The sequence below is a fragment of the Frigoribacterium sp. Leaf164 genome (assembly GCF_001423665.1).
Taxonomy (GTDB): Bacteria; Actinomycetota; Actinomycetes; order Actinomycetales; family Microbacteriaceae; genus Frigoribacterium; species Frigoribacterium endophyticum.
Genome location: NZ_LMOX01000003.1, coordinates 628947 through 640847 on the forward strand (window position 1 = coordinate 628947; position 11901 = coordinate 640847).

The window sequence follows — 11901 nt, forward strand, 5'->3', positions numbered from 1 at the left end:
CCCGCGCTCCCGGGCACCGGGCGGGGAGGCACGACGCAGGTCGCGCCTCCCCGCCGTGCGTCCGCCGCACCTCCCCCCGCACTCCCCGCCACCGACAGGACACGCCACATGTCGAGCCCCGTGCCCGCCTCCGCCGCCACCAGCCGCCGCTTCGTCGTCGGCCCCGAGCACTTCGAGCTCGACGGCGCCCCGCACCGCGTCCTCGCCGGCGCGCTGCACTACTTCCGCGTCCACCCCGACCAGTGGGCCGACCGCATCCACAAGGCGCGACTGATGGGGCTCAACACCATCGAGACGTACGTCGCCTGGAACGCCCACTCCCCCCAGCGCGGCGACTTCGACGCGACCGGCGGCCTCGACCTCGGCCGGTTCCTCGACCTGGTGGCCGCCGAGGGCATGCACGCGATCGTGCGCCCGGGCCCCTACATCTGCGCGGAGTGGGACGGCGGCGGGCTGCCCGGCTGGCTCTTCGACGACCCCGCGGTCGGCGTCCGCCGCACCGAGCCCCTCTACCTGGCCGCCGTCGACGAGTTCCTCGCCCACGTCTACGAGATCGTCGTGCCGCGGCAGATCGACGCCGGCGGCCCCGTCGTGCTCGTGCAGATCGAGAACGAGTACGGCGCGTACGGCGACGACGCGGAGTACCTGCGCCACCTCGTCGACCTGACCCGCGCCTCCGGCGTGACCGTGCCGCTGACCACGGTCGACCAGCCCACCGACGAGATGCTCTCGCGCGGCAGCCTGCCCGACCTGCACCGCACGGGCTCCTTCGGCTCGCGCGCCGACGAGCGCCTCGCGACCCTGCGTCGCCACCAGCCGACGGGCCCGCTGATGTGCTCGGAGTTCTGGGACGGCTGGTTCGACCACTGGGGCGAGCACCACCACACGACCCCCGTCGCCGAGGCGTCGGGCGAGCTCGACGCGCTGCTCGCGGCCGGGGCCTCGGTGAACATCTACATGTTCCACGGCGGCACCAACTTCGGCTTCACCAACGGCGCGAACCACAAGGGCACGTACCAGTCGCACGTCACCTCGTACGACTACGACGCCCCCCTCGACGAGGCGGGCTTCCCCACCGACAAGTTCTTCGCCTTCCGCGACGTCATCGCCCGCTGGGCGCCGGTGCCCGACGAGCTGCCCGCGCGCCGCACGCCGGCGCCCGTGCTGCGGACCGACTTCGACGCCGTCGTGCCGCTCGACCAGCTGGTCGGCGACGCGGGCGACGCTGACGACCGCGGGCAGGCCGGGGCGGCCGGGCAGGAGTCGCGGGTCGACACGCGCGCGTCGGTCGCGACCGCGACCCGTCGCCGTGCCGCCGTGGCCCCCGCCGCCGGGCAGTGGCACCGCACCGCGGCCGTGCCCACCATGGACGAGCTCAGCGCCTTCCGCGGGTTCTCGCTGCACCGCGTGGCGCTGCCGGCCGGCGACGGCCCCCGGGCGCTCTCGTTCGCGGGCGTGCGCGACCGCGCCGTCGTCTCGGTCGACGGCCGCCGCGTCGGCGTGCTGCAGCGCGACCAGCACGAGCGCTCGATCGTCGTGCCGCCCGGCGCGCGGCTCGAGGTGCTCGTCGAGGACCAGGGCCGCGTCAACTACGGCCGCCACATCGGCGAGGCGAAGGGCCTCGTCGGCCCCGCCCTGCTCGACGGCACCGAGCTGCTCGAGTGGGAGTCGCTGCCGCTCGACCTCGACGCGATGGTGGCGACGGTCACCCGTCGTGCCGACCGCGCCGCGGGCTCGGTGCGGTTCCTCGACGGGCCCGTGTTCGCGCACGCGACCGTCACCGTCGACGAGCCCGCCGACCTCTACCTCGACACGCGCTCGTGGGGCAAGGGCGTGGCCTTCGTGAACGGCTTCGCGCTCGGTCGGTACTGGACGCGCGGCCCGCAGCACACGCTCTACGTGCCCGGCGAGCAGCTGCGGGCCGGCGACAACGACCTCGTCGTCTTCGAGACCGGCGCCGCGGCTCGGCCCGAGGTGTCGTTCGTGGCCGAGCCCGACCTGGGGCACCTGGAGTCGTAGCGGGGGCCTGGCCACGAGGTCGAGCCTCCGAGGCGGGCCCTCGCAGGGCCTGCCTCCGCCGGCGGGCCGGCCGTATCGTCGTCGGCATGGACCCCCGAGCTGACGTGCGCGACTTCCTCTCCAGCCGCCGGGCGCGCATCACCCCCGAGCAGGCCGGCCTCGGTCGCGGCGGTGGTCGTCGGCGCGTGCCGGGGCTGCGCCGCGACGAGGTCGCCACGCTCGCCGGGGTGAGCGTCGACTACTACACGCGCCTCGAGCGGGGCGACCTCGGCGGCGTCTCCGACAGCGTCCTCGACGCCATCGCCGGCGCCCTCGAGCTGACCCGCGCCGAGCACGACCACCTGTACGACCTGGCCCGCTCGTTCGCGCCCACCCGACGCCGCGGGCCCGTCGTCGAGGCACGCGGGGCCGCGTTGGAGGCGCCGGTGCAGCACCTCCTCGACGCGGTCACCGCGGCGCCCGCGTTCGTCACGAACACGCGCATGGACATGGTGGCCGCCAACGCCCTCGGCGTCGCCCTCTACTCCGAGATGTACCGCGGCGACGAGCGGCCCGCGAACCACTCGCGCTTCATCTTCCTCGACCCGCGGGCGCGGGAGTTCTACCCCGACTGGGAGCGCGCGGCCGCCGTCAACGTGGCCATCCTGCGCCGTGACGCCGGCCGCGACCCCCGAGACCGGGGCCTCGCCGAGCTGGTCGGCGAGCTCTCGGTGCGCAGCGACGAGTTCCGCGCGCGCTGGGCCGCCCACGAGGTGCGCCGACACTACTCGGGAGCCAAGTCGTTCCGTCACCCCGTCGTGGGTCTGCTCGAGCTCGACTACCTGGTCATGGAGCTGCAGGACGCCCCGGGTCACTCGATGACCGTCTACCCGGCGGCGCCGGGCAGCCCGTCGGCCGAGGGGCTCGCGCTCCTGGCCTCGTGGGCAGCCACCGAGGGCGTCGACGCCGTGCCGGAGCGCTCGTGAGCGCGACCCGCGCGACGGCCCCGGTCGACCCTCGGCCGCCGCAGGGCGAGGTGACGCGCCTGCCGGTCGTCGCCCTCGTCCTGCTCGCCGCCATCGGCTTCGTGCTGGTCGCGATGGAGACCATGCCGGCCGGGCTGCTGCCGCAGATCGCCGCGGGCCTCGACACCGGCGAGGGCACGGTCGGGCTCCTGATCAGCGCGTACGCCCTCGGCACCGTCGTCGTGACCGTGCCGGCCATCACGCTGACCCGCGGCCTCCGCCGCAAGCCCCTGCTGCTCGGCGCGGTCGCGGGGCTCGTCGTCGCCAACGCCGTGACGGCGGGCTCGACCGAGGTGGCCCTGTCGCTGGCCTCCCGCTTCGTCGCCGGGGCTTTCTCCGGCGTCATCTGGGGCATGCTCGCGGCGTACGGCCGCCGGATCAGCCCGCCGTCGCGGGCGGGGCTGTCGCTCGCGATCGTCTCCACCGGCGCCCCGCTCGGCTTCGCGTTCGGCACGCCGCTCGGCTCGTGGATCGGCAGCACGCTCGACTGGCGCTGGTCGTTCGGCGGGCTGTCGCTCGTGGCCACGGTGGTCGCGGTGCTCATCGCCCTCGTGGTGCCCGCCGCCACGGCGCCCGCGGCGACCGGCGACGCGGCGGCCCGCCGCCTCCCCCTGCTCCGCGTGGCACGGCTGCCCGGCATCGCGGTCATCCTCGCGGTGATCGCCACCTGGATGCTCGGGCACAACACGATCTACACCTACGTCGCCCCGTACCTGCGGTCGACGAGCGCGGACCTCTCGGTCGAGCTCCTCCTGCTGCTCTACGGCGTCGCGTCGATCGGGGGCGTCGTGCTGACGGGGGCCCTGCTCGACCGCCACCCGCGGCCGCTGCTGCACGGCAGCCTCGCCGTCTTCGTGCTGGCCGGGGTCGTGCTGCTCGTCGGCCGCGACGTCACCGCCGCGGTCGTCGTCGCCGCCGTGCTCTGGGGCCTCACCTTCGGCGGCGCCTCGGCGCAGCTGCAGGCCGCCCTGACGACGGCGGGAGGCGCGGAGCAGGACGTCGCGAACTCGTTCCTGCCCGTGGCGTTCAACGTCGCGATCTTCGCGGCCGGCATCGTCGGAGCGGTGCTGCTGCAGCACGCCGACGGGCTCGTGCTGCCCGTCGTCATGATCGTCGGGGGCTCGGCGGCGTTCGTGCTCACGCTGTGGGGGCGGCGCACCGCCTTCCCCGCCAGACTGGTCGGGTGACCACACCGCACGACCTCGCCATCGTCGCCCGCCCGTACGACCACCCCGACGTGCAGCAGCTCGTCGAGGGCCTCCAGCAGCTGTACGTCGAGATCTACGGCGGCCGTGACGAGAGCCCGATCGACGCCCCCGAGTTCGAGCCGCCCCGCGGGGCGTTCGCGGTGGCGTACCTGTCGGAGAGCCCGCAGCCGGCGGGCTCGGACGGCGAGGGCTCGCCGGCGGGGCAGCCCGTCGGCATGGGCGCCTGGCGACTGCTGCCCGACGGGCGCGGCGAGCTCAAGCGGCTGTTCGTGCAGCCCGGGCACCGCGGCCGGGGAGTCTCGCGACGACTGCTGGGCTGGCTCGAGGAGTCGGCCCGCGACTCCGGCGTGGCCTGGATGGTGCTCGAGACCAACACGGCGCACCCCGAGGCGATCCGGCTCTACCGCTCGGCCGGGTACGAGCCGGTGCCCGACTACGGCCACTACGCCGACGAGCCGGAGACGGTGTCGCTCGGCCGGGAGCTCTGACACCGGCTCGTCGACGGACGTCGGAGGGCCCGGCACCGCTCGGGTGCCGGGCCCTCCGGCGGCGCGGCGTCGCCGTCGCCGCGGTCGCCGCTACAGCTCGATCTTCTCGTTCTCGCCCTCGAGGGCCTCGCCGGTCACCTTCGACTTGACGAAGGAGAGCACCGAGGCGACCTTGCCGCCGGGGGTGTCCCAGTACTCGGCGCTGTCGGCGCTGAACTTCACCAGGCCGACGTTGGGGTCGGCGGGCCCGTCGGGGAACCACGCCTCGACGCGGCTGTTCCACAGCTCCTCGAGCTTCGCGTGGTCGTCGACCACCGCGGCGGTGCCGGCGAGCGACACCCAGGAGTCGTTCGAGCTCAGCGTCACGCCGACCGTCCGCTCGCGCCCCAGGTGGTGCACGGCCGAGGAGTCCTGCCCGACGATGAACCACAGGTCGCCGTCGAACTCGGCCTCCTGCACGGTCATCGGGTGGCCGACGAGGGCGCCCTTCTCGTCGATGGTCGTGAGCATCGCGAAGTCGAAGCCGCGGAGCAGCCCCGCGAGCTTGGCGACGTCGTCGTCGTGGGTGCTGGTGGTGCCGGTGGTGTCGGTCATGGTGTGCTCCTTCGCGCAGGGCCGGGCACGGTGGGCGCCCGGGGTCGCCCCCACTCTGCTCTCCCCGGGGGGCGCGCGCCCAGCCTTCGGGCTACTCCGCGTCGAGGGGCAGCAGGATGCCCGCGACCCGCGGGTCGGTCGCGAGGAACTCCTGCACGGCGGGGTCGCGGAACGCCTCGACGAGCTTGCGCACCGCCGCCTCGTCGGCGAAGTCGCTGCCGATCGTGAGCTGGCCGGCGAACTCGTCGGGGGCGGCGGGGGCGAAGATCTGCTGCTCGATCGGGACGCCGGCCGCCAGGTAGTACTCGGTGTAGCCGACGGCGGCGTCGAGGTCGGGCAGCGCCCGCGACTGGGCCGCGAAGTCGAGCAGGGTGAAGCGGAGGCCCTTGGGGTTCGACGCGATGTCGTCCTGGGTGGCGTGGCCCACGTCGACGCCGTCCTTCAGCGTGATCAGGCCGGCGCGCTCCAGCACCGACAGCCCCTGCGCCTCGTTGGCCGGGTCGGAGTAGAGCGAGATCGTCGCCCCGTCGGGGATCTGGCTGACGTCGGTGTACTTCGACGACCAGAGGCCGAAGCCCCAGCGGAACACCGGCGTCGCTGCCTCCTCGCGGAAGTCGGGGTTGGCCGCGAGCACCTGGTCGAGCCAGAGCGAGTGCTGGTAGACCGTGCCGGCGATCTCGCCCTCGCTGACCGCCCGGTTGATGGTGTTGCTGTCGCTCAGCCCCTCGAACTCGACCGAGATGCCGTACTTCGGGGCCACCTCGTCGGCGACGAACTGGACGAGCGCCTGCTCCGAGGCGTTGCCCTCGGCGGTCGCGACCGTCAGGGTCGCGCCCGCCTCGGCCACGGCCGGCACGTCGGGGCGGACGAGCGGCACCACGACCGCGACCGCGACGGCGACGACGACCGCCGCCCCGCCCGCGATCCAGGGCCAGCGACGACGACGCTTCAGCTCGAAGCCGTGGTCGTGGGCGTGGGCGGAGGCCGCGGCGGAGGCCGTGCGGGCGGGGTCGGCGGCGGCGGGCGTGTTCTCGGGCATGAGCAGGGTCCTTCGGAGCGGGCAGCCGGGGCTGCGGAGGGCGTGGCGGCACACCGGTGACCACGGCGGGGCCGGGTCCGGTGAGGAGGAGAGGAGCAGACGAGGAGACGAGAGGAGTCGGGGCCGACGGGCCGGAGGCGCGGTGCGCCCGGGGCCCCGGCCGACGTCACACGGCGGTGACGGCCGTGACGGCGACGGGCGTCGGCCCGTCGGAGCGGCGACGCCACCAGCGTCGGCGCGGCACCGGCTCCGGGCTTGTGGCCCGGACGGCGGCGTCGCCGATCAGCTGCACCGCGGCGACGGTGGCCACGAGGAGGACGATCGTGACGATCATCACCGTGTGGTCGAAGCGCTGGTAGCCGTAGGTGACGGCGACGTAGCCGATGCCGCCCGCGCCGATGGTGCCGGCGATCGCCGAGTACTCGATCATGGCGATCGTGTTGATCGTGAGGCCGCCGATCAGGCTCGGCAGCGCCTCCGAGAGCTGGGCGGTGCGGACGATCTGCAGCGGGGAGGCCCCGCTCGCCGTCGCGACGCGCACCCGGTCGGAGGGGACGCTGCGGAGCGAGTTCTCGACGATCCTCGTGAAGAAGGCGACGCCGGCGATCGACATCGGGACGACCGCCGCGGCGATGCCGATGTTCGTGCCCGTGACGAAGCGGGTGAACGGCACGATCGACGCCATCAGGATGAGGAAGGGCAGGGAGCGGCCGATGCTCACGACCCCGCTGAGCACGGTGTGCACCGCGGGGGCGGGGGCGAGGCCGGCCGGGCCGAGGTTGTGCACGAGCGCGCCGAGGGGCACGCCCAGCACGACGACGATCGCCATCACGATGCCGACCATGAGGAAGGTGTCGCCGAGCGCGGGCAGCACGAGCGCGGGGATCTCGGCGAGGGGCACCGAGTTGTCGTAGGCCGCGGGCGCCCCGGCGGCGAGCAGGGCGCTCATCGGACCAGCTCCGCACCGGCCACGACGCCCGCGACGTCCAGGGTCTGAGCAGGGGCGGCGCCCTGCCCGGCGCGGCGGGCCGCGAGCCCGAGCGCCGCCGCGACCCCGGGGAGGCGGTCGGCGACCGCCTCGGGGACGGCCACGGTGACGTGGCCGACGGTGGCGCCTCCCAGGCTCTCGACCGAGGCGCCGAGCAGGGCCACCGGGGCGCCGAGCGCCTCGCCGAGCCGGGAGGGCCAGTCGGCCGGCACGTCGGCCGAGACGTAGTCGAGCCGCCACGGCCCCGCGCCGGGCGGGGCCTCGGCCGCCTGCCGGGCGGGGCGGAGCGCCGTGCCGAGCGGCGACGCGGGGTCGCGCAGCAGGTCGAGCAGCCGCCCCCGCTCGACGACGCGGCCGTGGTCGAGACGGGCGACGCTGTCGGCGATCTGCAGCACGGTGTCCATCTCGTGGGTGACGAAGAGGATCGACAGGCCGAGGTCGTCGCGCAGCTCGCGCAGCAGGCCCACGATCGACGCCGTCGAGGCGGGGTCGAGGCCGGAGGTGGCCTCGTCGGCCAGCAGCACGCTGGGCCGGAGCGCGAGCGCCCGGGCGATGCCGACGCGTTGACGCTGCCCGCCCGACAGCTCGTGCGGCCGGGCGTCGGCCCGGTGCCCGAGGCCGACCCGGTCGAGCAGCTCGGCGACCCGGCGACGCGCCTCGGCGCGCGTGACGCCGAGGTACTCGAGCGGCAGCGCGACGTTCTGGGCCGCCGTGCGACGACCGAAGAGCCCGTCCGACTGGAAGACCGTGCCGATGCGGCGGCGGGCGACCCGCAGGTCGCGCTCGCCGAGGGCCGTGAGGTCGTCGCCGTTGACGACGACCCGGCCCGAGGTGGGGCGCTGCAGCAGCGTGACGCACTCCGCCAACGTGCTCTTGCCCGCTCCGCTCGGGCCGACGACGGCCGCGATCTCGCCGGCGCCGACGGAGAAGTCGACGTGGTCGAGCACCGTGGTGCGCGTCGTGCCGGTCACGTGGACCTTGGTCAGCGCCTCGAGGCTGATCATGGTGTCCTCCTGGGTCGGTGCGGCGGGGGGCCTCCCGCCGGGTGCCGCCGAGCATAGGGAGGCGCGGGTCGGCCCGCGAGGGATCATCACGTCATGTGTCCCCCCGTGACCCCGTGCGTCGTCGCGCGTCCCCGTGCGTCGTCACGGGGCCGCGCCGACCGATCGCGCCCCCGGCGGGGCGGGTCGGCCCCGCCGGGCGGGCACCGACGCGTAGGGTTGTCCGCACATGGAGGTCCGACGACCCGGAGGGGGCACGATGACCGACGCCGCGACGACGCCCGGAACGACGCCCGGGGCGGCCGAGCCGACCGCCGCGTCCGCTCCCCCGGCCGAGCTGCCCGCGGACCTCTTCGCCGACCTGGACCGCGGGGGCCCGGTGCCGCTCTGGTACCAGATCTCCGTCCGCCTCGAGTCCGCCGTCCTCAGCGGTCAGCTGCCGCCCGGCTCACGCCTCGAGAACGAGGTCGGTCTGGGCGAGCGCCTGGGGCTCTCGCGCCCGACGATCCGGCGCGCCATCCAGGAGCTCGTCGACAAGGGGCTGGTCGTGCGGCGCCGCGGCATCGGCACCCAGGTCGTGCACGGACCGGTGATGCGCGACGTCCAGCTGACGAGCCTCTACGAGGACCTCGCCGCGAGCGGGCAGACGCCGTCGACGCGGCTGCTGGGCCACGAGGTCGTGCCCGCCGACGTCAAGGTCGCGACGGCGCTCGGGCTGCCCCCGGGGACGGCCGTCGACCACATCCGGCGCCTCCGGCTCGCCGACGACGTGCCGGTCGCGGTGCTCGAGAACTACCTCCCGCGCGACCTCGCCGAGTTCGCCTCCGACGACCTGGCCGCCCACGGGCTGTACCAGCTGCTGCGGGCCCGCGGGGTGACCATGCGGGTGGCGAAGCAGCGGATCGGCGCCCGTGCAGCCACCCGTGGCGAGGCTGAGCTGCTCGAGATCGAGCCCGCCGGACCGCTGCTCACCATGACCCGGACGGCCTACGACGCTTCCGGGCGAGCGGTCGAGGTCGGGTACCACTGCTACCGACCCGACCTCTACTCGTTCTCGGTCACCCTGGTCGACAAGTAGGCGCGACCGGCGCCTCGAGTCCACCGGAGCCCGCTCCGGTCAGCCGACCCGCGCCTCCGGGGCCCGCCGCAGGCCGACGAGCAGCCAGGCGACCGCGACGAAGGCCGCCGAGAGGACGGCGAGGATCTGCCCTCCCCAGGCGATCAGGACGCTGGCCTCGCCCAGCCACACGGGCGACGTGAAGAAGAGCTGCCGCACCACGGCGAGGGCGGCCCAGACGAGCAGCGACCACCCGGCGAGCGCCGGCACGACGCGCACCCGCACGACGACGACGGCGGCGAGCACGAGCGCGACCAGGCCGATGAACTCCACGGCGCTGGAGAGCACGGCGACCTGCCAGCCGATCAGCGAGCGCGCCGGCAGCACCGCGGTCAGGGCCGGCACCACGACGAGGGCCACGGCGGCGATGCGCAGGCCGAGCCGGCCCGGGCGGCTGGGGCCCGCGATGCCCGGCTGGGACCGGCTGCCGCTCACCAGCCAGAGCGCGACCGACACGACGAGGGCGGCGGCGAAGAGCAGCACCGGCAGCACGGTGACGAAGACGAACGCCGACGACGCGGCCGCGACGACGACGAGCCGCAGGAGGAAGAGGAGCGCCGCTCCGCCGAAGAGGGAGCCGGCGACGACCAGACGGGTGGACAGGGCCGGGGGCGTGGCGTCGGTCATCCCCCGACCGTACCGGCGCCCCGGGGGGCGCGGACGCCGCGTCGAGGCTTTCCTGTGAGCGAGCGGCGGACGGGAGCGTAGTGTCGAGCGCTGTCCCCGGAGGCACCTAGCCCTCGATGTACCCCGATCGATGTGCCCCACCGTCGGCTCGCTCCGACGGCGGACGGACGCCCCTCTCGGCCCGAACCGCGAGGGGCGTCACACCCTCTTCATGTCGAGGCATCGTCGCGCCTGTTCGCGCTCACAGCCTGTACTGTCTCTCTCATCGGGCGGCTCAGCCGTTCGCACGAGGTCGTGGGATTCGGGTCCCTGGCCTCGCGGTGGGGTCGCCGCGGAGGGGTCTGCGATGCCGGCCCCACCTCAGTTCCCTCTCCGCCCCCGGGTCGGGGCGGCCCGATGGTCTGCCGTCAGCTTCGGTCCTCGCCGCTCAGTCCGCCCGCACGGCGTCCAGCACGGCCTCCGCGACGACGCGCGGTGCGACCTCGGGCAGCCAGTGCCCCTCGTCGAGCTCGACGAACCGGTACGGCCCCGACACGTGACGCTCCGTGAGCTCGGCGGCGCGGCGCCCGAGGGCGGTGTCGTGGCGCCCCCACAGGTACCGGGTGGGGACGGTGACGCGACCGGTCGCCAGCGACGGCCTCGCGCCTCCCCCCGGCAGCCAGAGGGCGCGGTACCAGGCGATCGCCCCGGTGAGGGCCCGGGAGTCGCGCATCGCGTCCGCGTACTCCTCCGCCCGCTCGGCGGGCAGCCCCGTGCCCTGCAGCACGGGCGCCAGCCGGCGGCGGAGCAGCACCTCGGGCAGCCACGGCAGCTGGAAGGCGCCCATGTACCAGGAGCGCAGCGCCTGCGACGACGACGTCAGCGAGGCGGCCAGGGCGGCGGGGTGCGGCGTCGACAGCACCGTGAGGCTGGCGACCCGGTCGGGGTGCTCGGCGGCGAGCTTCCACGCGACGGCCCCGCCCCAGTCGTGTCCGACCACGTGGGCGCGGTCGACGCCGGCCTCGTCGAGCAGGGCCACGACGTCGGCGACCAGCTCCGTCGACCGGTAGGCGCGCCTCCCCCGCGGTCGCGCGCCCGGCGAGTAGCCGCGCTGCAGCGGCACGAGGCAGCGCAGCCCCGCCGCCTCGAGACGGGGCACGACGTCGCGCCAGCTGGCCCGGGTGGCGGGGAAGCCGTGCAGCAGCACGACCACCTCGCCCTCCGCGGGGCCGGAGTCGGTGGTCTCGAACACGAGTCCGTCACGCTCGTAGCGGGTCAGGCGGTCCATCGGCCCAGCCTAGGCAGCGAGGGGCGAGCACGCGCGCCCGCGTCACCCGACCGCGGGCGCCGCGGCGGGGACCTTCAGCTCGCCGTTCATGTACTGCGCGACGCCGAAGCCGAACGACCAGTCCTGGGGGCCGTTCTCGACGTACCCGATGAAGACGTCCTCGCCGGCGACGCCCAGGTCGTGGAGCCCCGCGGCGATGCGGGCGTAGAGGGCCTGCTTCGTCTCGTCGCTCCGCCCCCTCTGCGTGAAGATCTGGATCATGACGACCCCGTCGGTCCGCTCGAAGCCCAGCCCGGCGTCCTCGGCGACGATGCGGCCCGTGGGCAGCTCGGTGACGACCTGGAACCGGTCGCGGACGGGGATGCCGTAGACCTCGACGATCGAGGCGTGGATCGAGTCGGCGATGGCGGTGACCTGTTCCGGCGAACGGCCGGCCATGAGGTCGATGCGGACGAGGGGCATGAGGTGGGTCCTTCTGTCAGGGGGTTATGTTCTTACATACTAACAAGCTAAGGTCCGGTGTGCCACGTCCAGCCGGGGGGGAGGCGC

At 74.9% G+C, this 11901-nt stretch carries 12 protein-coding genes; 5 read left to right on the forward strand and 7 right to left on the reverse strand.

Translation table 11 applies throughout. From position 1 onward, the window contains the following. Positions 1-108: 108 nt before the first annotated feature. The 4 genes from ASF82_RS10880 (at position 109) to ASF82_RS10895 (ending at position 4719) form a co-directional block, all read left to right on the forward strand. Complete coding sequence (locus ASF82_RS10880; RefSeq protein ID WP_056056925.1) at positions 109-2019, forward strand: beta-galactosidase family protein; 1911 nt, start codon at positions 109-111, stop codon at positions 2017-2019. 86 nt (positions 2020-2105) lie between these two features. Continuing rightward, on the forward strand, positions 2106-2984 hold the full coding sequence (locus tag ASF82_RS10885) for a helix-turn-helix transcriptional regulator (protein ID WP_056056927.1): 879 nt from the start codon (positions 2106-2108) through the stop codon (positions 2982-2984). Further along, positions 2981-4210: an MFS transporter gene (locus ASF82_RS10890; RefSeq protein WP_056056929.1), complete on the forward strand. Its 1230-nt coding sequence runs from the start codon at positions 2981-2983 to the stop codon at positions 4208-4210. The genes ASF82_RS10885 and ASF82_RS10890 overlap by 4 nt, the downstream gene beginning before the upstream one ends. Then, positions 4207-4719: a GNAT family N-acetyltransferase gene (locus tag ASF82_RS10895; protein ID WP_056056931.1), complete on the forward strand. Its 513-nt coding sequence runs from the start codon at positions 4207-4209 to the stop codon at positions 4717-4719. The genes ASF82_RS10890 and ASF82_RS10895 overlap by 4 nt, the downstream gene beginning before the upstream one ends. Before the next feature lie 90 nt (positions 4720-4809). Here ASF82_RS10895 and ASF82_RS10900 read toward each other — a convergent pair whose 3' ends face one another. The 4 genes from ASF82_RS10900 to ASF82_RS10915 form a co-directional block, all read right to left on the reverse strand. Continuing rightward, positions 4810-5313, reverse strand: coding sequence for a pyridoxamine 5'-phosphate oxidase family protein (locus ASF82_RS10900; RefSeq protein ID WP_056056933.1), 504 nt, complete (start codon positions 5311-5313; stop codon positions 4810-4812). Between the two features lie 91 nt (positions 5314-5404). Then, positions 5405-6352, reverse strand: coding sequence for a MetQ/NlpA family ABC transporter substrate-binding protein (locus ASF82_RS10905; RefSeq protein WP_056056935.1), 948 nt, complete (start codon positions 6350-6352; stop codon positions 5405-5407). 166 nt (positions 6353-6518) lie between these two features. Beyond that, a complete protein-coding gene (locus tag ASF82_RS10910; protein ID WP_082514577.1) occupies positions 6519-7301 on the reverse strand; it encodes a methionine ABC transporter permease in 783 nt (260 codons plus the stop codon). After that, entirely contained in the window at positions 7298-8344 is a 1047-nt protein-coding gene (locus ASF82_RS10915) for a methionine ABC transporter ATP-binding protein (RefSeq protein WP_082514578.1), read from the reverse strand. The genes ASF82_RS10910 and ASF82_RS10915 overlap by 4 nt, the downstream gene beginning before the upstream one ends. A gap of 256 nt (positions 8345-8600) precedes the next feature. On the opposite strand from ASF82_RS10915, the gene ASF82_RS10920 reads away from it, so the two are divergent. Beyond that, entirely contained in the window at positions 8601-9419 is an 819-nt protein-coding gene (locus tag ASF82_RS10920) for a GntR family transcriptional regulator (protein ID WP_082514579.1), read from the forward strand. Positions 9420-9458: 39 nt separating this feature from the next. Here ASF82_RS10920 and ASF82_RS10925 read toward each other — a convergent pair whose 3' ends face one another. The 3 genes from ASF82_RS10925 to ASF82_RS10935 form a co-directional block, all read right to left on the reverse strand. After that, entirely contained in the window at positions 9459-10085 is a 627-nt protein-coding gene (locus ASF82_RS10925) for a hypothetical protein (protein WP_056056938.1), read from the reverse strand. 427 nt (positions 10086-10512) lie between these two features. Continuing rightward, entirely contained in the window at positions 10513-11352 is an 840-nt protein-coding gene (locus tag ASF82_RS10930; RefSeq protein ID WP_056056940.1) for an alpha/beta fold hydrolase, read from the reverse strand. A gap of 42 nt (positions 11353-11394) precedes the next feature. Next, the gene (locus tag ASF82_RS10935; protein WP_056056942.1) at positions 11395-11814 is read right to left on the reverse strand and encodes a tautomerase family protein; all 420 of its coding nucleotides are present in this window, start codon (positions 11812-11814) and stop codon (positions 11395-11397) included. Between the last annotated feature and the right edge of the window lie 87 nt (positions 11815-11901).

What these genes read in the sequence shown, in the direction of transcription:
- ASF82_RS10905 (WP_056056935.1), bottom strand. Translation starts at nt 6,352, where the DNA reads ATGCCCGAGAACACGCCCGCCGCCGCCGACCCCGCCCGCACGGCCTCC.
- ASF82_RS10885 (WP_056056927.1), top strand. Translation starts at nt 2,106, where the DNA reads ATGGACCCCCGAGCTGACGTGCGCGACTTCCTCTCCAGCCGCCGGGCG.
- ASF82_RS10920 (WP_082514579.1), top strand. Translation starts at nt 8,601, where the DNA reads ATGACCGACGCCGCGACGACGCCCGGAACGACGCCCGGGGCGGCCGAG.
- ASF82_RS10880 (WP_056056925.1), top strand. Translation starts at nt 109, where the DNA reads ATGTCGAGCCCCGTGCCCGCCTCCGCCGCCACCAGCCGCCGCTTCGTC.
- ASF82_RS10910 (WP_082514577.1), bottom strand. Translation starts at nt 7,301, where the DNA reads ATGAGCGCCCTGCTCGCCGCCGGGGCGCCCGCGGCCTACGACAACTCG.
- ASF82_RS10915 (WP_082514578.1), bottom strand. Translation starts at nt 8,344, where the DNA reads ATGATCAGCCTCGAGGCGCTGACCAAGGTCCACGTGACCGGCACGACG.
- ASF82_RS10935 (WP_056056942.1), bottom strand. Translation starts at nt 11,814, where the DNA reads ATGCCCCTCGTCCGCATCGACCTCATGGCCGGCCGTTCGCCGGAACAG.
- ASF82_RS10900 (WP_056056933.1), bottom strand. Translation starts at nt 5,313, where the DNA reads ATGACCGACACCACCGGCACCACCAGCACCCACGACGACGACGTCGCC.
- ASF82_RS10930 (WP_056056940.1), bottom strand. Translation starts at nt 11,352, where the DNA reads ATGGACCGCCTGACCCGCTACGAGCGTGACGGACTCGTGTTCGAGACC.
- ASF82_RS10925 (WP_056056938.1), bottom strand. Translation starts at nt 10,085, where the DNA reads ATGACCGACGCCACGCCCCCGGCCCTGTCCACCCGTCTGGTCGTCGCC.